Origin of the sequence: Actinophytocola xinjiangensis, from assembly GCF_001921215.1 — a bacterium.
Taxonomy (GTDB): domain Bacteria; phylum Actinomycetota; class Actinomycetes; order Mycobacteriales; family Pseudonocardiaceae; genus Actinophytocola; species Actinophytocola xinjiangensis.
In genome coordinates, this window is the sequence record NZ_MSIF01000012.1 from 121,043 (window position 1) to 142,452 (window position 21,410).

Annotated in this window: 12 protein-coding genes; 7 read left to right on the top strand and 5 right to left on the bottom strand. The window is 72.1% G+C overall.

Features of this window, described 5'->3' with window-relative positions; translation table 11 throughout:
* Window positions 1-162 precede the first annotated feature (162 nt).
* Window positions 163-1,803, top strand: coding sequence for a DAK2 domain-containing protein (locus BLA60_RS23570; protein WP_245812107.1), 1,641 nt, complete (start codon window positions 163-165; stop codon window positions 1,801-1,803).
* 40 nt (window positions 1,804-1,843) lie between these two features.
* Here the strand turns inward: BLA60_RS23570 and BLA60_RS23575 are convergent, their stop codons facing one another.
* Entirely contained in the window at window positions 1,844-2,392 is a 549-nt protein-coding gene (locus BLA60_RS23575) for a DinB family protein (RefSeq protein ID WP_075135141.1), read from the bottom strand.
* Between the two features lie 81 nt (window positions 2,393-2,473).
* Between BLA60_RS23575 and recG the strand changes: the two genes are divergently transcribed.
* Entirely contained in the window at window positions 2,474-4,663 is a 2,190-nt protein-coding gene (gene recG, locus BLA60_RS23580) for an ATP-dependent DNA helicase RecG (RefSeq protein ID WP_075135142.1), read from the top strand.
* Window positions 4,664-4,720: 57 nt separating this feature from the next.
* On the opposite strand, the gene BLA60_RS23585 is transcribed toward recG, so the two are convergent.
* Complete coding sequence (locus tag BLA60_RS23585) at window positions 4,721-6,328, bottom strand: coiled-coil domain-containing protein (protein ID WP_075135143.1); 1,608 nt, start codon at window positions 6,326-6,328, stop codon at window positions 4,721-4,723.
* 111 nt (window positions 6,329-6,439) lie between these two features.
* Window positions 6,440-8,569 carry an MMPL family transporter gene (locus tag BLA60_RS23590; RefSeq protein ID WP_075135144.1) on the bottom strand — a complete coding sequence of 710 codons (2,130 nt, stop codon included), beginning with the start codon at window positions 8,567-8,569 and terminating at the stop codon, window positions 6,440-6,442.
* Window positions 8,570-8,853: 284 nt separating this feature from the next.
* On the opposite strand from BLA60_RS23590, the gene BLA60_RS23595 reads away from it, so the two are divergent.
* Window positions 8,854-10,026, top strand: coding sequence for a S8 family peptidase (locus BLA60_RS23595; protein ID WP_075135145.1), 1,173 nt, complete (start codon window positions 8,854-8,856; stop codon window positions 10,024-10,026).
* Window positions 10,027-10,135: 109 nt separating this feature from the next.
* On the top strand, window positions 10,136-13,522 hold the full coding sequence (locus BLA60_RS23600) for a pyruvate carboxylase (RefSeq protein WP_075135146.1): 3,387 nt from the start codon (window positions 10,136-10,138) through the stop codon (window positions 13,520-13,522).
* Here BLA60_RS23600 and BLA60_RS43535 read toward each other — a convergent pair.
* Window positions 13,519-14,076, bottom strand: coding sequence for a hypothetical protein (locus tag BLA60_RS43535; RefSeq protein ID WP_154814537.1), 558 nt, complete (start codon window positions 14,074-14,076; stop codon window positions 13,519-13,521). The genes BLA60_RS23600 and BLA60_RS43535 overlap by 4 nt on opposite strands.
* Window positions 14,077-14,175: 99 nt before the next feature.
* On the opposite strand from BLA60_RS43535, the gene BLA60_RS23610 reads away from it, so the two are divergent.
* Window positions 14,176-14,775 (top strand): CGNR zinc finger domain-containing protein, encoded by a 600-nt coding sequence (locus BLA60_RS23610; protein ID WP_084735212.1) that lies wholly within the window; start codon window positions 14,176-14,178, stop codon window positions 14,773-14,775.
* A gap of 135 nt (window positions 14,776-14,910) precedes the next feature.
* Window positions 14,911-18,594 carry a multicopper oxidase domain-containing protein gene (locus tag BLA60_RS23615; RefSeq protein ID WP_075135147.1) on the top strand — a complete coding sequence of 1,228 codons (3,684 nt, stop codon included), beginning with the start codon at window positions 14,911-14,913 and terminating at the stop codon, window positions 18,592-18,594.
* Between the two features lie 22 nt (window positions 18,595-18,616).
* Here the strand turns inward: BLA60_RS23615 and BLA60_RS23620 are convergent, their stop codons facing one another.
* On the bottom strand, window positions 18,617-20,731 hold the full coding sequence (locus tag BLA60_RS23620; protein WP_075135148.1) for a HelD family protein: 2,115 nt from the start codon (window positions 20,729-20,731) through the stop codon (window positions 18,617-18,619).
* Window positions 20,732-20,842: 111 nt separating this feature from the next.
* Between BLA60_RS23620 and rsmD the strand changes: the two genes are divergently transcribed.
* The gene (gene rsmD / locus BLA60_RS23625; protein WP_075135149.1) at window positions 20,843-21,400 is read left to right on the top strand and encodes a 16S rRNA (guanine(966)-N(2))-methyltransferase RsmD; all 558 of its coding nucleotides are present in this window, start codon (window positions 20,843-20,845) and stop codon (window positions 21,398-21,400) included.
* Window positions 21,401-21,410: the final 10 nt, after the last annotated feature.

Here is a 21,410-nt window from a genome sequence, read left to right on the forward strand (position 1 = left end):
TCAGGCACTCCTTTCTCGGGGAAACACCGACCGGATACGGTCAGCACGCTATCCCTGTCGGCGCTCGTGCCGAGCAGGCGTTGACAGAATACACAGCACGCCTCGGCGCCCGACCAGCCGGCCCACTAGTCTCCGCATGTCGCCGGCGCACGGGGAGGACTCATGCTGCGGTCACTGGACGCGCCCGCCGTGCGCCGCTGGGCGGTCGCCTGTGTGCAGTCGCTCGACGCGCATCGGGACGCCATCGACCGGATCAACGTCTTTCCGGTGGCCGACGGGGACACCGGGTCCAACCTGCTGCACACGATGCGCGCCGCGTTGGACGGCCTGCTGCGCGCACCGGCCAGGACGCGGTCGGTGGCGGGGGCGGCGTTGACCGCCCTGGCGCGCGGCGCGCTGGCCGGCGCCAGGGGGAACTCCGGGGTCATCGTCTCGCAGGTGTTGCGGGGGTTCGCGGACGCGGTGACCGACCCGGCGGTCGAGTGTGACGGGCCCGCGCTGCGGGCGGCGTTGGCGGCCGCAGCGCGCCGGGCCGAGGCGGCGGTGGCCGAGCCGGTGGCGGGCACGATGCTCAGCGTGATCGCGGCGGCCGCCTCGGCGGCGCGGGACGCCGAGGAGTTGGGGGAGGTCGCGGCCGCCGCGGCGGCGGGGGCCGCGTCGGCGTTGGCGGACACGCCCCGGCAGTTGGCGGTGCTCGCCGACGCGGGGGTGGTGGACGCGGGGGGACGCGGGGTCGTCGTGTTGTTGGAGGCGCTGGTCGCGGTGGTGAACGAGCAGCCGGCGGCCCTCGTGGCCGCCGCCAGGGCGCGGGAGATGCCGGCGCCGGAACTGTCGATGTACACGGCGCGGGAGTCCGGCTCGGACCAGTTCGCCTACGAGGTCATGTACCTGCTGGAGGACGTGCCCGCCGCCGACGGGGGCGATCCGGTCGGCCGGCTGCGGGACACGCTGGTCGGGCTGGGGGACTGTGTCTCCGTCGTGGGCGACGGGACCGGGCTGTGGACCGTGCACGTGCACTGCAACGACGTCGGGGCGGCGATCGAGGTCGGTGTCGAGACCGGGCGGCCACGGCAGATCCGGGTCGCCCGGTTCGCCGACGCGCCCACGGCCGAGTCCTCCCGGTTCGTGCGGGACCGGGCGGTGGTGGTGCCGGTGCGGGCGGCCGAGCTGGCAGACCTGCTGGCGGGGGAGGGGGTCACGGTCGTCCCCGTCGACCGGGGCGACCCCACGTTCGGGCTGGTCAGCGCCATCACCGCGACCGGGGCGGCGCACGTGACCGTGTTACCCGCCGAGTCGGCGCTGGTGGAGGCCGCCGACGAGGCGTCCATCCGGGCGGTGGCCGCCGGGCAGGACGTCGTCGTCGTGCCGTGTGCGTCGCCGGTGCAGGTGCTCGCGGCGGTGGCCGTGCACGACCCGCGCCGGCGCGCGGGGGACGACGTGGTCGCCATGGCCGAGGCGGCGGCGGCCACCCGGCGGGGCGAGGTCACGGTCGCCGCCGAGGCCGGCATCACCTGGGTCGGGGCGTGCGCCGCCGGTGACGTCCTCGGCTTCGCCGACGGGGAGGTCGTGCTGATCGAACCCGGGCCGGCGGAGGTGGACGTGCTGGACCGGGCCGCGTGTGGCGTGCTGGAACGCCTCCTGGGCACCGGCGGCGAACTCGTCACCGTCCTGCTCGGCGCCGACGCGCCCGAGCCGCTGGCCGACGAACTGGCCGACTACCTGCGCCGCGAGCACCCGGCCGCCGAGGTCGTCGTCTACCACGGCGGTCAGCCCGACGCGGTGGTGATCCTCGGCGTCGAATAGGCCGTCGAACGGGCCGTCGAACGGGCCGTCGAGTGGGTGCTCACCAGCCGGTGGAGCCGTCGACGCGTTCGCGGAGCAGGTCGGCGTGCCCCAGGTGGCGGGCGTACTCGGCGATCAGCCGCAGCAGCACCCAGCGCAGCTGGAACCGGTCACCGGTCTGTACGCGCGTGCCGGTGGCGTCGGGGGACGCGGCGGCCACGATCTCCCGGGACCGGGCCACCTGGGCCCGCCACACCGCCAGCGCCTCGTCGAAGTCGCCGTCGAGGCGTTCGAAGTCCTGTTCGGGGTCGTCGTCGCTGTAGTACAGGATCTCGGTGTCGTCGCCGGCGAACTGCAGGTGCAGCCACCACCGCTCGACCCCGGCCAGGTGCCGCACCAGGCCGTGCAGGGTCAGCCGCGACGGCGGCACCAGCGCCTCGGAGTGCTCGCGGCCGGGGATCCCGGCGCACTTGAGGACCAGCGACTCGCGCTGGAAGTCGAGGTAGGCCGACAGCATGGCGTGCTCGTCGGCGATCAGCGGCGGGTCGGAGCGGCTGGGGTCGGTGAGCTTGGGCGGGGCGGTGGACTCGGGCAGTGGGGTCAGCTCCATGCGCACAGCCTCGCAGCCCGGTCCGACGTTTTCCCGACTCCCGTCGGCGGCTGTCGGTGCGGCGCGACATAATCGCGGGCGATGGTCTCCCTGGACGACAAGCTTGAGCTGGCGGTGGGCGCGAAGACCGCCAAGGCGCTGGCCGGTGCCCTTGACCTGCACACCGTCAACGACCTCGTGCACTACTACCCCCGTCGCTACGCCGAACGCGGCGAGCTGACCGACATCGCCGGGCTGGAGATCGGTGAGCACGTCACCGTGCTCGCCAAGGTCCGCACGATCAACGAGCGGCGCATGCGGCAGCGGCGGGGCTGGATCCTCGAGGTCGTCATCACCGACGGTTCCCGCACGCTCAACTGCACCTTCTTCAACCTGCGGCAACACTCGGTGAAGCTGAAGCCGGGGGTGAGCGCGCTGTTCGCCGGCAAGGTGTCGATCTACCAGAACAAGCTCCAGCTCACCAACCCCGAGTACCAGCCGATCGAGGAGGAACAGGACGACGCCGGCGAGTCGATCGGCGAGTCGATCGACGAGTTCCTCGGCCTGATCCCCGTCTACCCGGCCGCCGCCAAGATCCAGTCCTGGCAGGTCGCCCAGTGTGTCCAGCAGACCCTCAAGCTGCTCGACACCATCGACGACCCCATGCCGGAGCGGCTGCGCGGCGACAAGCTCAGCTACGACGAGGCGATCCGCGCGATCCACTCCGCCCGCGACTGGGCCGGGGTCGGCGCGGCCCGCAACCGGCTCAAGTGGGGGGAGGCGTTGGCCGTGCAACTGGCGCTGGCGCAGCGTCGCGTCGCCGCCACCGCGCGCCCGGCGCCGGCCTGCCCGCGCGTCGAGGACGGCCTGCGCGCGGCCTTCGACGAGCGGCTGCCCTTCGAGCTGACCAACGGCCAGCGGGAGGTCGGCGAGGCCATCGCCACCGACCTCGGCGGCGAGCACCCGATGAACCGGCTGTTGCAGGGCGAGGTCGGCAGCGGCAAGACGATCGTGGCGCTGCGCGCGATGCTCCAGGTCGTCGACGCCGGCCGGCAGGCCGCGTTGCTCGCGCCGACCGAGGTGCTCGCCGCCCAGCACGCCCGCTCGCTGGGCAGGATGCTCGGCGATCTCGCGCAGGCCGGTGAGCTGGGCGGCGCCGAGCACGCCACCCGGATCGCGCTGCTCACCGGCTCGCTGCCGGCCGCGGCGCGCAAGCAGGCGATGCTCGACGTGGTCAGTGGCGCGGCCGGGATCGTCGTCGGCACGCACGCGCTCATCCAGGACAAGGTGTCCTTCGCCGACCTCGGGCTGGTCGTGGTCGACGAGCAGCACCGCTTCGGCGTCGAGCAGCGGGACGCGCTGCGCACCAGGGCCGGCGAGAACGCCAGCCCGCACGTGCTGGTCATGACCGCCACCCCGATCCCGCGCACGGTCGCCATGACCGTCTACGGCGATCTGGAGACCTCCTCGCTGCGTGAGCTGCCGGCCGGCCGCTCACCGATCACCACGGCCGTGGTGCCGGTCGCGGAGAAGCCGGCGTGGCTCGACCGCGCGTGGCAGCGGCTGCGGGAGGAGGTCGCGCAGGGCCATCAGGCCTATGTGGTCTGTCCGCGCATCGGCGAGACCGACGAGGCGGCCGAGCTGGAGGCGTTGGAGAAGGACGACGGCAGTGGCCGGCGCCCGCCGATGGCGGTGCTGGACGTGGCCGCCGAGCTGAACGAGGGCCCGCTCAAGGGGCTGCGGCTGGCGATCCTGCACGGGAAGATGCCGGCCGACGACAAGGACACGGTGATGCGCGCGTTCGCCGCCGGCGAGGTGGACGTGCTGGTCGCGACGACCGTCGTCGAGGTCGGGGTGGACGTGCCGAACGCGACCGGCATGGTCATCATGGACGCCGACCGGTTCGGTGTCAGCCAACTCCACCAGCTGCGCGGGCGGGTCGGGCGTGGTTCGGCGGCCGGGGTGTGCCTGCTGGTGTCCGAGGCGCTGTCGGGTACCGCCACCCGTGACCGGCTGGACGCCGTGGCGTCCACACTGGACGGATTCGAACTGGCCCAGGTGGATCTGGAGATGCGCCGGGAGGGCGACATCCTCGGCGCCACCCAGTCCGGCAAGCACTCCCAGCTGCGGCTGCTGTCGCTGCTGCGTGACGCCGACCTGATCGCCCAGGCCCGCGAGGTCGCCCAGCAGCTGGTCGGCGAGTCGCCGGACCTGGCCGAGTACCCGGGGCTGGCGCGGATGGTCACCAGCCTGGTCGGGGAGTCCCGGGCGGAGTTCCTGGAGAAGGTCTGAGTCCACTCAGGACGACAAAAGGGGCGCCCCGGCGGGGGCGCCCCTCGCTGTCCGTCGTTACTTCCCGTTGACCCGGGAACCGGGTTTGGGCTGGTTCTCCTTCGGCGCCTTGTCCCTGGCGGTGTCCTCCACCAGGGGGACGGCCATCGACACGGTGTCCGGGTCCGGCCCGGCGGCCGACCCCATCGCCGTGGCGAAGTGGCGCCTGGCCTCGCCGAGGATGGCGTAGGTCGCGCTGACCTGCTCGGAGACCCGGCGCTCGAAGTCGTCGGCGCGCCGGGTGCGGTCGTTGGCCTCGGCCAGCCGCTGCTCGGCGTCCTCGATGATCTTCGCGGCGCGGATCTTGGCGTTCGCCTGCTGCTCGGACAGCTCCTTCTCGATCCGGCTGCGACGCTCGCCGATCTCCTTGTCGCTGGCCTGCCGGCGGGCCTCGGCGTCGGCGACGGTCTTGTCCGCCTGCTGCTGGGCCATCGTCTCCAGCTCGACGATGTGCTTCTCGGCGGCCACCCGCTTGTCGGCCAGCGTCTTGTCGGACTCCTCGGCGCGACGCCGGGCCTCCTCGACGATCCGCGTCGCCTGCGTCTGGGCGTGCTCCTGGCGCTGGGCCAGCGCCTGCTCGGCCTCGGCCTGCTCGGCGGTCCACGCCTCGCGCACCTTGGCGACCTCGCGCTCGGCGTCGGCGACGATCCGCCCGGCCCGGTCCTTGGCGACCGCGGCCCGCTCGGCCAGCTCCCGCTCCAGCTCGGCGCGCTGGGCCTCCATGGCCAGCTCCGCCTCCTGCTCCAGCGAGGTCCGCTTGTCGGCGGCCTTGGCGTCGAGCAGCTCGCGCTGACGACCGGCCTCGGCGTCGCGCTGGTCGCGGCGTTCCCGCGCGGCCGCGTCGAGCTGGGCCATGCGTTCCTCGTTGGCCCTGGTCGCCCGCTCGACCTCGAGCCGGGCGTCGGCCATCAGCTGCTCGTGCTCGGCGGCGGCGCGGGCCCGCAGACCTTCGTACTCGGTTTCGAGGGCCGCGTGGTTCTTCGCGTACTCCTCCTCGAGCGCCTTGCGGCGGCGGGCCAGCTCGGCGGTGGTCGCCTCGTGCTTGGCCTTCTGCTCCTTGGCGTACTCCGCGACGTCGGCGCGCACCCCGGCGGCGTACTCGTCGGCGGCGGTCTTGGTGGACGCCACGTAGGCGTCGGCGTCGGCGCGCAGTCCGGTGGCGTGCTCGTCGGCTTCCTGGCGCACCCCGGCGGAGTACTTGTCCGCGGCCTCCCGGGTGCTGGAGGCGTGCTCGTCGGCCTTGGCGCGCGTCGAGTGGCTGTACTCGTCGGCGTCGGCTCTCGTGGTGCGGTCGTAGTTCTCGGCGTCGCGCTTGAACTCCGCGATCTCCTCCTCGGCCAGCTGCCACATGAGCCGCTGACGTTCCGACATCGCCTCGTTGCTCGTCGGGTTCGAGGTGATGCGGTTGAGTTGGGCCTTCGCGTCGATCAGCTGCTGTTGGGCGCTTCCGAGCGCCTTGGTCAGCTCAGCGACCTTCGTGACGGCCTCGTCACGACTCTTCTGAACATGACCCAGGTCGAAGGTCAGTCGCGTGACTCTCTCGTTGACCTGGCGCTGGTTGTAGCCCCGGAGAACGGTGTCGAATCGGGGGACTCGGCTGTTTGCGTCGGAATCACCAGCAGGCATTGCCCCACTTTAGAGGGTCCCTCAAGAGGTGAACATCGGTGGCCGCGTAAAACCCCCGGCGGCGGCCATCTCACCGCTCGAAACGGTGAGATGGCCGCCGCCCCCTGGTGATCACCGCACGGGATGTGGTACTCCTTGCGGTTCATCGATCAGGCGATCAGCTGACGGTGAATTGGCTCCCGGGAATTGCGACTCACCGTGAGGACGAATTCGACCGGGCCACCAGTTCGCGCGCCCGAGCAGTGCCATCAGTGACGGCAGCACCAGAACACGGATCACCATCGCGTCGACGAACACCGCCACCGCGAGTCCGACGCCCATCTGCTTCATCTCGCTCATGCTCAGCGTCGCGAAGATCGCGAACACCGACACCATGACCATGGCCGCGCTGGTGACCACGCCGGCCGAGCGGGTGATCCCGTACTCCACCGCCTGCCTGTTCGGCAGACCGCGCCGCGCGGCCTCCCTGATCCGGCTCACCACGAACACGTGGTAGTCCATGGACAGTCCGAACAGGACGGCGAACAGGAACAGCGGGATCCAGGCGACGATGGCGCCGTTGGAGTGGAAGCCGAGGATGCCCTCCGCCCAGGTGTTCTGGAACACCAGCACCAGCGTGCCGAACGCGGCCCCGGCCGACAGCGAGTTCAGCAGCAACGCGGTCAACGCGACCGCGATCGACCGGAACGTGGCGAACATGATCACGAACGTCAGCAGCAGTACGAAGCCGATGACCCAGGGCATCCGCTCCTCCAGCAGCCCCGTCGAGTCGGCGTCCGCGGCGATCTGCCCGCCGACGGCGTGCTCCCCGCCGACCGGGTCGAGCGCGGCCGGCACGAGGTCCTCGCGCAACCTGTCCAGCGAGTCGGCGGCGCCGTCGGTGCCCGGTTTCTGGGTGGTCGGCACGAGCAGCTCGCTCACCCGGCCGTCGTCGGACACCTGGATCCTCGGGTCGGCGACGCTGGCGAACAGCGGGTCGTCGCGGGTCTGGTCGTAGAGGGTGCCCAGGGCGGCGCGGACCTCGTCGGCCTGGTCGGGTTCGGCGCGCACGGCCACCACGTGGTTGACGCCCTCGCTGGGGAACGACTCGGTCATCCGGTCGTAGGCCCGCATCACCGCGATGTCGCGCGGCAGGTCGTCCACGTCGCTGTTCTTGAGCTTGAGGTCCAGCGCCGGCCAGGCCAGCGCGCCGAGCGCGGCCAGCGTGATCAGCAGGGTCACCAGCGGGTAACGCAGGGCCGGGCGCAGCAGCGTTGGCCAGACCCTCGGCGGGCCGGAGCGGTTGGTCAACCGCCACAGCAGCGGGACCCGGGGCCGGTCGACGAACCGGCCGAGCTTGGCCAGCAGCGCCGGCAGCACGGTCAGCGAGCCGAGCACGGCCACCGCCACCACGATGATCGACCCGGTGGCCAGCGAGGTGAACACCGCGTCGCTGGTCAGGTAGAGCCCGGCCATCGAGACCATCACCGCGAACCCGGAGACCACGACCGCGTGCCCGGAGGTGGCCGCCGCGATCTCCACCGCCCGCACGTGCGGGTTGCCCCGCTGGCGTTCCTCGCGTTCGCGTTTGAGGTAGAACAGCGAGTAGTCGACGCCGACGGCCATGCCCATCAGCAGGATGACGCTGGAGATCGTCTCCACGGCCGGGAACACGTGCGAGGCGAGCCCGGCCAGGCCGAAGGCCGACCCGACGGCCGACATCGCCAGCAGCACCGGCACCCCGGCGGCGATGATCGCGCCGAACGCGATCAGCATGATCACCAGCGTGACCGGCAGGCTGATGAACTCGGCCTTGGTCAGGTCCTGCGAGACCTGCTCCCAGATGCCCTTGTCGATCGACTCGCCGCCGACCTGTTCGACCCGCAGGTCCGGGTGGTCGCGTTGCAGCGCGGCGGTCTCGTCGAGCAGCGCGCCGACGTCCTCGTCGGCGTCGCCCTCGCGCATGGTCACCTGGACCAGCAGCGCCCTGCCGTCCGGCGATGCCACCGGGTCGGCGACCTCGGTGACCTCGGGCAGCGCCAGCATCCCCTCGCGGACGTCGGCGGCGGCGCCGGCCGCCGCCGCCTGGTCGAGGTCCCCGGACCTCGCCGTGATGATCACGTTCTCCTTGGCGGGGTCGTCGAAGTCCCCCGAGTTGACGATCGCGGTCGCCCGGCCGGACTCGCCGGTGGCCATGTCCTCGTCGGTCGCCTCGTTGGTACCCACCCACGACCCGGCGGCGAAGCACACCGCGACGAACACGACCCACAGACCTATCGCCCGCCACGGATGCGTCGCGCTCCACCTCGCGACGCGCACCGTTGTTGGTTGCTTGCTCACGTGCTCGCCCTCTCTGCACAGATCCCTGGATGGGAGAATCCCGGTTGAATCCCGGTTGAATCCCCTTGCCGGACAACGGATTCATCGTGGCGATCAGCGGGGAGGGAATCACGGGTGCGCTCCCCCGAACAGGGGGTGGGGCTAGCCCTACCGCGTACCTGGCAAATGGTGAACCTTGCTCACTTCTTCACCGAGGACTAACGACAATGAGTATGAAACCGCACAACGGGAAGCAGTTCATCGCGAGTGTCGGGGTCGCGCTCCTGGTCGCCACGGTCACCACCGTGCCGGCGCGGGCGGCCGTCGCCGAGGAGTCCGGCTACATCGTGGTGCTCTCGGCCGAGGCCGGGCAGCGGATGGCGTCGGCCACGGTGTCGTCACGGGCGGCCGAGACCGCCGACCGGTTCGACAGCACCGTCGAACACACCTACACGGCCGCGTTGAGCGGTTTCTCGTTGTCGCTGACGGCCGCCGAGGCGGCCGAGTTGGCCGCCGAGCCGGGCGTGGCCGATGTCGTCCGGGACGGCAAGGTCAAGCTCAAGGGCGCGGGGGAGCAGCTCAACCCGCCGTCGTGGGGTCTGGACCGGATCGACCAGCGGGTCGGGCTGGACGGGAAGTACCGGTACCCGAACAAGGCGTCCAGCGTGACCGCCTACGTGATCGACACCGGTATCGCCCCGCACAACGACTTCGGGGACCGGGTACAGCCGGGGGTCGACCTGGTCGACGGCGACGACGACCCGCTCGACGGCAACGGCCACGGCACGTTCGTCTCCGGCATCATCGGCGGCGAGATCTACGGCGTGGCGAAGAAGATCAAGATCGTGCCGGTGCGGGTGCTCAACGACCAGGGCTCGGGGACCTACTCCGGTGTGATCGCCGGCATCGACTGGGTCACCCAGAACGCGGTCCGCCCCGCGGTGGCGAACATGAGCCTGGGCGGCAGCGCGAACACCGCGCTGGACAGCGCGGTGCGCGGCGCCATCGCCGCGGGCATCCCGTTCACCGTCCCCGCCGGCAGTTCGGCCACCGACGCGTCGAACTTCTCACCGGCGCGGGTGGCCGAGGCGATGACGATCGGCGCGACCGGGTCCAACGACTGCGTGGCACCCCAGTCCAACTACGGAGCGGTACTGGACATGTACGCACCGGGACTGAACATCACCGGTCCGTGGCTCGGTGACGGCGACGGCTCCAACACCATCTCCGGCTCGTCGTTCGCCGCCGCCCACGTCGCCGGCGCGGTCGGCATGTACCTGCACGCGCACCCGAACGCGACCCCCGGCGCCGTGTCGGCCGCCCTGGTGGCGGCGGCCAGCGACGTGGTGTGCAACGTGCCGCCGAACACGCCGAACAAACTGCTCTACGTCTGGTGGTGAGCCTCGGAGTGGCCGGTGACACCGGCCACTGGCTGGGACGATGGTCCCGGTTGGCGGGAAGGGCCAAGTAGAGTCGCGTGGACGTCCCCCCTAGCCAGGAGGTTCGCCCATGTTCCGCAAGGTCCTCGTCGCCAACCGGGGTGAGATCGCGATTCGCGCGTTCCGTGCCGGCTACGAGCTGGGAGCCGGCACGGTCGCGGTCTTCCCCCATGAGGATCGCGGCTCGCTGCACCGGATGAAGGCCGACGAGGCCTACGAGATCGGTGAGCCGGGGCACCCGGTCCGCGCCTACCTGTCCGTCGAGGAGATCATCGGCGCCGCCCAGCGGGCCGGGGCCGACGCGATCTACCCGGGCTACGGGTTCCTGTCGGAGAACCCGGAGCTGGCCCGCGCGTGCGAGCGCGAGGGCATCGTGTTCGTCGGACCGTCGGCCGACATCCTGGAGCTGACCGGCAACAAGGCCAGGGCGGTTGCCGCCGCGCGCGCCGCCGGCCTGCCGGTACTGCGCTCCTCGGCGCCGTCCTCGGACGTCGACGAGCTGCTCACCGCCGGCGGCGAGCTGGGGTTCCCGCTGTTCGTGAAGGCCGTCGCCGGTGGCGGCGGCCGGGGGATGCGGCGGGTGCTGGAGCCAAGGGCGCTGCGTGAGTCGCTGGAGGCGGCGATGCGCGAGGCCGAGTCGGCCTTCGGCGACCCGACGGTGTTCCTGGAGCAGGCCGTGGTCTCGCCCCGGCACATCGAGGTGCAGATCCTCGCCGACGGCACCGGTGAACCGGGCGGGGTCATTCACCTGTTCGAGCGGGACTGCTCGGTCCAGCGCCGCCACCAGAAGGTCATCGAGATCGCCCCGGCGCCGAACCTGGACCCGGACCTGCGCGCGCGGATCTGCGCCGACGCCGTCGCCTTCGCCCGGCACATCGGCTACCGCAACGCCGGCACCGTCGAGTTCCTGCTCGACCAGTCCGGCAAGCACGTGTTCATCGAGATGAACCCCCGGATCCAGGTCGAGCACACGGTCACCGAGGAGGTCACCGACGTCGACCTGGTCCAGTCGCAGCTGCGGATCGCCGCCGGGGAGACCCTGGCCGACCTCGGCCTGCGCCAGGAGGACATCCGGCTGCGCGGCGCGGCCCTGCAGTGCCGGATCACCACCGAGGACCCGGCCAACGGCTTCCGCCCGGACACCGGCGTGATCAGCCACTACCGCTCGCCGGGCGGCGCCGGCATCCGGCTCGACGGCGGCACCTCCTCCTCCGGCACGGTGATCAGCGCGCACTTCGACTCGATGCTGGTGAAGCTGTCCTGCCGGGGCCGCGACTTCACCTCGGCGGTGGCGCGGGCGCGGCGCGCGGTGGCCGAGTTCCGCATCCGGGGTGTGGCGACCAACATCCCGTTCCTGCAGGCCGTGCTGGACGATCCGGACTTCATCGCCGGGCGGGCCACCACCTCGTTCATCGAGGACCGGCCCTACCTGCTCACCGCCCGCCAGCCGGCCGACCGGGGGACCAGGCTGCTGACCTACCTGGTCGACGTCACGGTCAACAAGCCGCACGGCGAGCGCCCGGAGGTCATCGACCCGGTGGCGAAGCTGCCGGCGGCCGCCCAGGGCACCCCGCCGCCGGGGTCCAAACAGCGACTCACCGAGCTGGGCCCGGAGGGTTTCGCGCGCTGGCTGCGGGAGTCGAAGGCCGTCGGGGTCACCGACACGACCTTCCGTGACGCGCACCAGTCGCTGCTGGCGACCCGGGTGCGGACCAAGGACCTGGTGACCGTGGCGCCGCACGTGGCGTCGATGACCCCCGAGCTGCTGTCGGTGGAGTGCTGGGGCGGCGCGACCTACGACGTCGCGCTGCGGTTCCTGGCCGAGGACCCGTGGGAGCGGCTGGCGGCGCTGCGTACCGCGATGCCCAACCTGTGTCTGCAGATGCTGCTGCGCGGGCGGAACACGGTGGGCTACACGCCGTACCCGACCGAGGTCACCACCGCGTTCGTCCAGGAGGCGGCCGACACCGGTATCGACATCTTCCGGATCTTCGACGCGCTCAACGACGTCGAGCAGATGCGCCCGGCGATCGACGCGGTGCTGGCGACCGGCACGGCCGTCGCCGAGGTCGCGTTGTGCTACACCGCCGACCTGTCCGACCCGGCCGAGCGACTGTACACACTGGACTACTACCTGAAGCTGGCCGAGCAGATCGTCGGTGCCGGCGCGCAGGTGCTGTGTGTCAAGGACATGGCCGGGCTGCTGCGCCCGCCGGCCGCGCACCGGCTGGTGACCGCGCTGCGCAAGGAGTTCGACCTGCCGGTGCACCTGCACACCCACGACACCGCCGGTGGCCAGCTCGCGACCTACCTGGCGGCGATCCAGGCCGGGGTGGACGCGGTCGACGGCGCGAGCGCGTCGATGGCCGGTACCACCTCCCAGCCCTCGCTCTCGGCGATCGTCGCGGCCACCGACCACGGTCCCCGGGAGACCGGGCTGGACCTGCGGGCGGTGTGCGACCTGGAGCCGTACTGGGAGATCGTGCGCAAGGTGTACGCGCCGTTCGAGGCGGGGCTGCCGGGGCCCAGCGGGCGGGTCTACACCCACGAGATCCCCGGCGGTCAGCTGTCGAACCTGCGGACCCAGGCCGCGGCGCTGGGCCTGGCCGACCGGTTCGAACCGATCGAGGCGACCTACGCGGCGGCCGACCGGATGCTCGGCCGGCTGATCAAGGTGACCCCGTCGTCCAAGGTGGTCGGTGACCTGGCGCTGCACCTGGTGGGCGCCGGGGTGGACCCGGCGGAGTTCGAGGCAGACCCGGGTCGTTTCGACGTGCCGGCCTCGGTGATCGGCTTCCTGCGCGGCGACCTCGGTGATCCGGCCGGCGGCTGGCCGGAACCCTTCCGTGCCAAGGCGTTGCGGGGCCGGGCGGAGCCGAGGCCGGTGGCCGGGCTCACCGAGGAGGACCTCGCTGGCCTGGCCGGGGACCGGCGGGCGACGCTCAACCGGCTGTTGTTCCCCGAGCCGGCCAAGGAGTTCCTGGCCCACCGCGAGCAGTTCTCCGACACCAGCGTGCTGGCGAGCAAGGACTTCTTCTACGGTCTGCGCCCGCGCAAGGAGTACCCGGTGGACCTGGAGCGGGGCGTGCGGCTGCTGATCGAACTGGAGGCGATCGGTGAGGCCGACGAGCGCGGCATGCGCAACGTGATGGCCAGCCTCAACGGCCAGCTGCGCACGATCCAGGTGCGGGACCGGTCGGTGGCCTCGGACCTGCCGGTGGCCGAGCGGGCGGACCGGTCCGACCCTGGCCACGTCGCCGCGCCGTTCGCCGGGGTGGTGACCCTCGCGGTGGCCGAGGGCGACGCGGTGGAGGCCGGCGCGACGGTCGCCACGATCGAGGCGATGAAGATGGAGGCGGCGATCACCGCGCCGAGGTCGGGCACCGTGGCGCGGGTGGCGATCGGCTCGGTCGCCCAGGTGGAGGGCGGCGACCTGTTGGTGGTGCTCGCCGATTAGCCGAGTGTCCGGCAGAGGTTCTCCTGGGTCCCGGCGGCGACCGTCAGGTGGCGGGTGCCGTCGGGGTCCATGGTGATCACGTGGACGCCGTCGAGGCGGTAGTAGCCGCGTGCGTAGGTGTCGGTGTCGCGGAAGCCGATGCTGAACGGGCCGGCGCCGGTGAACGACTTCATCGTGCCGTCGGGGTACAGCTCGACCCAGGCGTGCCCGGACAGGTCGCGCACGGTCGACTCGCCGGTGGCGAGGTTGGTGAACCGGGTGATCAGCGTGCCCCGGTACTCGACGAGGCGTTCGGAGCCGTCGGCGTGGCGCGCGTCGACCCGGTACTCCTCCTCGTCCTGGACGGCTGTCACGTCGAGGTCGTAGTCGCAGGAGCGGCCGGCGGGGGAGACGAAGTCGGTCGTGCGGTAGGGCTGCCACGGCTCCGGTCCGGCCTCGGCGGAGGCGGCCGGCGCGGCCAGGGCCGTCAGCGCCACCGTCAGCGCCACCGTCAGCGCCACCGTCAGCGCCACCGTCAGCGCCACCGTCATCGCCGCCGTCATCGGTGCCACCATCGCTGTCACGGTCCACGCACGTACCCGCATCGGAACCCCTCTCGCTAACCTGTTGACTGGATTCAAGTGGTTAGGCGACGGGCCTGTCAAGGAGGTGGAATGGCCCAGAAGATGCCGCCGTACGCGGTGCTGGTCGACGACTACCCGCTGCCCAGACCGATCGCCGGGCATCCCGCGCTGGAGTTCTGCAACACCTGGGCGGGCTGGGCCGACCCGGACACCCACGGCTCGGAGTGGCTCACCGACTTCGACCGGTTCGTGGTGTGGGCGCGGTTCACCGGGCTGATCACCGAGGCGGCCGCCGGGCGGCTGCGTGGGCGTACCGCCACGGCGGTGCTGGGCCGCGCCCGCGCCCTGCGGACCGCGCTGTACGACGTCGCGCTGCGCCGGGACGGCGCGGGCCTGGCCGTGCTGGCCGCCGAGGCGGAGGAGGCCAACCGGTCGACCCGGCTCGTGGCCACCGGCTCGACCATCCACTTCGAACTCCCCGACGACCGGGACCCGTTGCTGCCGCTGCGATCGGTCGCACTGTCCGCTGTGGAACTGCTGGGCGGACCGGACCGGGACGCGATCCGGGCGTGCCCCGGCGACGGCTGCGGCTGGCTGTTCCTGGACCGCCGGGGCCGGCGGGTCTGGTGCAGCATGGCCGCCTGCGGCAACCGGGCCAAGGTCCGCGCCCACGCCGCCAGGAACAAGTGAGAGTCACCCCTGGAAATTCACTCCGACTGATTACTCCAGTGGCGATCATGCCGAACCCGGAGTTACCGTGTGTCACCGGCTGGGGGGCCGGTTCGGCCGGTGGGGGCTGGTCGGTGAATCTTTTGGGGGATTCAAATGACTGTACGTTCCTTCGACGTCGTCGCGCTCCAGGTTCCGATCGTCTACAACACCTACGGTGATCACGACCGCGACGGCACCCTGTTCACCCTCGCCGAGAACGCCGCGCACCTGCGCTCGATCGGCGAGCACTTCCCGAACCCGTTCCCGGACCCGCTGACCCAGCCCGACCAGCTGCCGGTACCGGACCCGCTGGTCCGCCCGCTGGTGCTGCGGGTGCACGCCGGCGACACCGTCGTCGTCCGGTTCCACAACCAACTGCGCCGCCGCGCCGGGATCCACCCGCGCGGCGTCGGCTACGACGTGCGCACCGCCGACGGCGGCCAGGTCGGCCGCAACCGCGACTCGGCCGTCGAGCCCGGTGACCGCCACGAGTACACCTGGGAATGCGCGGAGGAGGGCGTGTTCCTGTTCAACGACCTCGCCGACCTGCGCGGCGGCGAGGAGGGCTCCAACGCCCACGGCCTGTTCGGCGCCCTGGTCGTCGAGCCGCGCGGCGCGACCTGGACCGACCCGGTCACCGGCGAGGAGATCAGCGACGGCCTCTACGCCGACGTGCACGTGCCCGGCGAGCCGAGCTTCCGCGAGTACGTCGTGTTCATGCAGGACGAGACCGACAACCACAACCCGGTCAACCCGCCGCACCCGGCGCACTTCTGCGACGAACCGCGCCCGCACGGCCACTCCGTCGCCCAGGGCCAGCCGAGGCTGGTGCCCGAGATCTTCCCGGAGCACGGCGACCCCGAGCACGGCGGGCACGCCTCCGGTGAGGCGGCGCACTCGATGATGTTGATGAGCCTGCGCACCGAGCCGATGGGCTGGCGTTCGCTGGCCTACGAGCGGCTCATCGACCAGGGCAGGCTCGACCTGACCCGCGACCAGATGGTCGGCGAGGAGCAGCACCACAGCTCGTGGCTGTTCGGCGACCCGTCGACGCCGATCCTGCGCGCCTACCCCGGCGACCGGTCACGGATCCGCCTGGTACACGCCGGGGTCAAGGAGACCCACGTCTTCCACCTGCACCTGCACCAGTGGCACGCGGTGCCGGGCAACGAGAACTCGCCGATCATCGACTCGATCTCGATCAGCCCGCAGCAGGCGTTCACCATCGAACCGATCGGTGGCGCCGGCTCGGTGCAGAAGGCGACCGGCGACATCATCTGGCACTGCCACCTCTACCCGCACTTCCACGCCGGGATGTGGGGCATGTGGCGGGTGTTCAACACCCTGCAGGACGGCAGCGGCCACTACCCGGACGGCACGCCGATCGCCGCGCTGCGCCGGCTGCCCGGCCACGACACCCCGCCGGCACCCACCGCGCGGCGGCCCGGCTTCCCCGGGTTCATCCCCGGTGAGTTCCCGCAGAAGTCGCCCCGGCCGCCGCGCACCCCGCTGATGCCCGAGGGCATGGGCCGGGAGCCCACCGAGTTGGAGCGCGACGCCTTCTGCGAGGACCCGCAGCCCGGCGAGGCGTTCACCAAGTCCACGTTGGACCCGTCGGCGCCGGTGCGCCGCTACGACCTGGTGGTGCTCCAGGGAAACATCAACTACTACAACACCTCCGGCGGTCACGGGAACAGCTGGCACGACCACCGGGGCGTGTTCTTCGTCCTGGCCGAGGAGATCGAGGCGGCCGGCGGCGTCGAGGAGTTCCAGCGTCAGCTGGAGGAGGGCACCCGCGAGGTCGCGCCGATCGCCATCCGGGGCCGCAAGGGCGAGGTGATCGAGCTGTCGCTGACCAACGAGCTGCCGGTCGGCTGCCACGAGTCGACCGCCTTCGACCCGGTGCTGCCGCTGCAACCCGAGTGCGGGCTGCACGTCCACCTGGTCAAGTTCGACCCGCTGGTCTCCGACGGCGCGAGCGTGGGCTGGAACTACCTGTCCGGCACCGCGACCACCGACCAGGGCGACGAGGCCCGCGAGCTGTACCGGACGTGGATCTACCGCTGGTACTGCGACGAGGAGTTCGGCACGGTGTTCTTCCACGACCACCTGCTGGCCAACGAACGGCAGCGGCACGGGCTGTTCGGCGCGATGATCGCCGAGCCGGAAGGCGCGGTGTGGGTCGACCAGCACGACCACTCGCGCGAGGTGCGCAACGGCAACCAGGCCGTGGTGACGCTGCCCGACGGCACGGCCTTCCGCGAGCAGGTCCTCGCCATGGCCGACTTCGTGCCGCTGGTCGAGCACGGCCACGGCGAGGCCGGCGCGCCGATCAACCCGCCGGCCTATCCCGGAGGGCTGGAGGACCACGGCACGGTCGCCGTCGGCTACCGGTGCGCCCCGCTGCACGAACGCCCCGGCGCGCCGGACGAGTTCTTCTCCTCGGCGGTGCACGGCGACCCGGGGACCCCGCTGCTGCGCGGCTATCCCGGCGAGGACATCCGGCTGCGGCTCTACCAGGGCTCGCACGAGGAGCAGCACACCCTGACCGTGCACGGGATGCGCTGGCACGCCTGGCCGGCCGACCCGGCCTCGCCGGTGCGTGACCAGCAGACGCTGGGCATCTCCGAGGCGTTCAACCTCCACCTCGAACCCGACGCCTCACCCGGCGACCACCTGTGGGGCTTCACCGCCGCCGACGACACCTGGCTCGGCGCGTGGGGTCTGTTCCGGCTGCACGAGTCCGAAGTGGACGACCTGCCGGCACTGCCGGGCGCGTTCGCCGGCCCGCCGCTGCCGCCGTTCACCCGGCCCGACCGGCGCTACCGGGTCCGCGTGCGTCCCCGGGAGATCCACTACAGCGACCAGCGCAGCGACCCGTTCGGCCTGATGTACAGCGTGGACGGTGGGCCGGCGGAGCAGACCATGGTGCTGCGCTGCCGGGTCGGCGAGTGGGTGGAGGTCGAACTGCACAACGAGCTGTCCGGCCCCGGCGAGGCGACCCCGTTCGACCCGGAGTTCTCCGCCAAGGACGACCCGGACAGCCGCGAGATCTCCGAGTGGGTGTCGCTGCACGCCGGTTCGCTGCTGCGCACCGACGTGCGCACCGGCGACGGGTCCCACGTCGGGGACAACCCGACCAGCCTGGTCAAGCCGGGCGACTCGGTGCGGCTGCGCTGGTTCGCCGACCGGGAAGGCGTGGTGCTGCTCCAGGACCGCGCCGACATCCGCAACCACCGCCACCGTGGGCTGGTCGGCGCGCTGGTGGTCGAGCCGGCCGGTGCCACACCGGCCGACTGGACCGGCGCGCGGACCCGGCTGCGGCTGCCCGACGGCTCGGTCGAGCACGAACTGGTGCTGGTGTTGCAGGACGGGGTGCGCCTCTACCACGACGGTGACCCCACCCAGCCGGTGACCGACCTGGACACCGAGGTGGTCGACCAGGGGCAGAAGGCGTTCAACCACCGCAGCGCGCACCTGCTGCCGCGCCACCCGTCGCTGGCGGACCCGGAGCCGCGGACCCCGGTGCTGGAGGTCCGCCGGGGCGACGCGGTGCGGCTGCACCTGGCGGTGGGCGCCGACCGGGGCCGCAACCACAGTTTCGAGGTGCACGGCCAGACCTGGCCGATGGAGGAGCACCTGGACGGGCCGAGGGTGGGGTCGCTGGGCGCGTTGAGCGCCGGCAGCGTGCGGTCGCTGCGGTTCACCGCCGACCGGCGCGGCGACTGGGCCTACCGGACCGGTCAGCTGCGCTGGGGCCTGTCCGAGGGACTGTGGGGGCTGATCAGGGTGCGGTAGCGCCGGGTCCGTTCGGGTCGGTTCAGGACGGCCAGGACGGGTCGGAGGTCAGCACGGTGAGCCGCTGGGTCGCGCGGGTGAGCGCGACGTAGAGCGTGCGGGGACCCGTGGTGGCCTCGCTGACCAGCTCGGTCGGCTCGATCAGCACGACCGCGTCGTACTCGAGGCCCTTGGCCTCCACGCCGTCCACCACCGACAGCCGCGAATCGTCCACATCGGACAGCATGGTGCGCACCCCGGCCAGCCTGCTGGTCGGGGTGATCACCCCCACCGTTCCGTCCACTTCGGACAGGATGGTGCGGGTCTCGTGCAGCACGGCCGCCGCCAGCTCCGACTGGGCGACCGTGCGCACCGCCGGCTTCACCCCGGTACTGCGCACCGCCTTGGGCAGCTGGTCGGGAGTGGACACGTCGGTCACGACCTGGGCGGCCAGCTCGAAGATCTCCGCCGAGTTGCGGTAGTTGGTGTTCAGCGTGAACCGCCGCAGCGCCGTGCGGGGACCCAGCGCCGAGGACCGCGCCGAGGCCGCCTCGTCCGGATCGGGCCAGGAACTCTGCACCGGGTCGCCGACCACCGTCCAGCTCGCGTACTTGCCCCGCCGCCCGACCATCCGCCACTGCATCGGCGAGAGGTCCTGCGCCTCGTCCACCACGATGTGCGAGTACTCGTCGTAGTGCTCGGTGCGGCGGTAGGCCGGCGCGTCCCCGCGCTCGCCCCACGCCCGCAGCTCCGCCGCCGCCGCCGCGGCCAGCCGGCGGCGGTGGCGCTTGGACGGCTGACCCAGCAACACCCGCAGCTCGTCGAGCAACGCCACGTCGGCGACCGTCGGCCCCTGCCCGCCGGCCCACGACGACGCCAGCAGACCGATCTCCCGGTCCGACAGCGACCGGCCGGCGGCACCGGCGATCCTGGCCGGGTCGGCCAACGAGGCCAGCACCTCGGCGGCCGTGCGGATCGGCCACCACACCACCACGAACCGGTGGAAGTCGATCCGCTCGCCCAACGCCGTGACCAGCTCGTCGTGGTCCATCCCCGGACGGCCGTCGGCCTGGCGCCACAACGCCTCCAGCAGCGCCTCCGCCGCGTCCACCCGCGACTGGTTGGGCGGGCGCCCGGCGGAGTGCACCTGCCGGCGGACCTTCGCCAGCTCCCGCGCGTCGAGCTTGAGGACCTCGCCCCGGTAGGTGATCCGCAGCTCCCTCGGCGCGTCCGGCGGCTCCTCACGCAGCACCCGCTTGAGGATGCGCCGCATCCGCAGCGATCCCTTGATCCGCGCGACCTCCGGCGGGTCGGCGCCGACGGCGAGGGCGCCGTCGAGAACCTCGCCCAGCGAACGCAGTTCGACGGTGTCCTCACCCATCGCCGGCAGCACGCGGGAGATGTAGGAGGTGAACGCCGGCGACGGTCCGATGACCAGCACACCGGACCCGCCCATCCGCCGGCGGTCGCGGTAGAGCAGGTAGGCCACCCGGTGCAGCGCCACGGCGGTCTTGCCGGTGCCCGGCCCGCCGGTGATCTCGGTGATCCCGCGCCACGGCGCGCGGATCGCCTCGTCCTGCTCCTTCTGGATGGTGGCGACGATGTCGCGCATCCGGTCACCCCTGGCCCGGGTGAGGCTGGCCATCAGCGCGCCCTCACCGACCACGGCCATGCCCTCTGGCCGCTTCTCCGGCGCCAGCAGGTCGTCGTCGATGTCGACCACGCTCTGGCCGGTGGACCGGATGACCCGGCGGCGCACCACGTCCATCGGCCGCTCGGCGGTGGCCTGGTAGAAGGCGGCCGCCGCCGGGGCGCGCCAGTCGGTGACCAGGTTGTCGAAGTTCCCGTCGCGGATGCCCAGGCGCCCGACGTACATGGTCTCGCCGTCGCCGGTGTCCAGCCGGCCGAAGACCAGACCCTCGTGCTCGGCGTCGAGGCTGCGCAGGATCTGGTTGGCGTGGCGCACCATCACGTCACGTTCGAACAACATCGAGGCCTGCTCGAAGATCGCCTCGTTGCGCGCGCCGTGGGCGAGCTGGTCGCCCTTGCGACGCATGTCTCGTGCCTCGACGCGCATGTCCTCGACGCGCGCGTACACGACATCGACGTGCGCCTGCTCGACAGCGATCTCGGCCTGCCTGACAGAGATGTGCGACACGCACTCTCCCTGGGGTGCCTGCGAGTGTGGAATGGGAAGAGCGAGCCTACGCGAAATGACGCGCCCGGGGGTGGACACCCTGATCACAGATTCCCGCGAGACGATGTCCCGGTGACCAGGATCGTGGCCGGGACCGCCGGTGGACGCCAGCTCGCCGTGCCGAGGCGCGGCACCCGGCCGACCTCGGATCGCGTGCGGGAGGCCCTGTTCAGCGCGGTCGAGGCCGCGCTGGACCTCGACGGCGCGCGGGTGCTCGACCTCTACGCCGGCACCGGAGCGCTCGGGCTGGAGGCGCTCTCGCGTGGGGCGGCTCACGCCACGCTCGTCGAGTCCGACGGCGGCGCGCTGGCCGTGCTGCGCCGCAACGTCGCCGCGCTCGGGCTCGCCGGCGCGGTGGTCCGGCCGGGCAAGGTCGCGACCGTCCTGGCGACCCCGCCCGACCAGCCCTACGACCTCGTGTTCGCCGACCCGCCCTACGCCCTGCCCGCCGGCGCGCTGAGCGCCGACCTGACCGCGCTGGTGGCCTGGACCCGTCCCGGCACGGCGGTGGTGGTCGAGCGGGCGAAGCGGTCACCGGAGTTCACCTGGCCGCCGGAGTACGAGCCCGGCCGGGTCCGGCACTACGGCGACACGTCGCTGCACTGGGCCCACCTGGGTGATCGCGTGTGATCCCGCAGGT

Excerpts from the sequence above, each read along its gene's own strand:
- BLA60_RS23570 (WP_245812107.1), top strand. The coding sequence starts at position 163 with ATGCTGCGGTCACTGGACGCGCCCGCCGTGCGCCGCTGGGCGGTCGCC.
- BLA60_RS23575 (WP_075135141.1), bottom strand. The coding sequence starts at position 2,392 with ATGGAGCTGACCCCACTGCCCGAGTCCACCGCCCCGCCCAAGCTCACC.
- recG (WP_075135142.1), top strand. The coding sequence starts at position 2,474 with ATGGTCTCCCTGGACGACAAGCTTGAGCTGGCGGTGGGCGCGAAGACC.
- BLA60_RS23585 (WP_075135143.1), bottom strand. The coding sequence starts at position 6,328 with ATGCCTGCTGGTGATTCCGACGCAAACAGCCGAGTCCCCCGATTCGAC.
- BLA60_RS23595 (WP_075135145.1), top strand. The coding sequence starts at position 8,854 with ATGAGTATGAAACCGCACAACGGGAAGCAGTTCATCGCGAGTGTCGGG.
- BLA60_RS23600 (WP_075135146.1), top strand. The coding sequence starts at position 10,136 with ATGTTCCGCAAGGTCCTCGTCGCCAACCGGGGTGAGATCGCGATTCGC.
- BLA60_RS43535 (WP_154814537.1), bottom strand. The coding sequence starts at position 14,076 with ATGGTGGCACCGATGACGGCGGCGATGACGGTGGCGCTGACGGTGGCG.
- BLA60_RS23610 (WP_084735212.1), top strand. The coding sequence starts at position 14,176 with ATGGCCCAGAAGATGCCGCCGTACGCGGTGCTGGTCGACGACTACCCG.
- BLA60_RS23615 (WP_075135147.1), top strand. The coding sequence starts at position 14,911 with ATGACTGTACGTTCCTTCGACGTCGTCGCGCTCCAGGTTCCGATCGTC.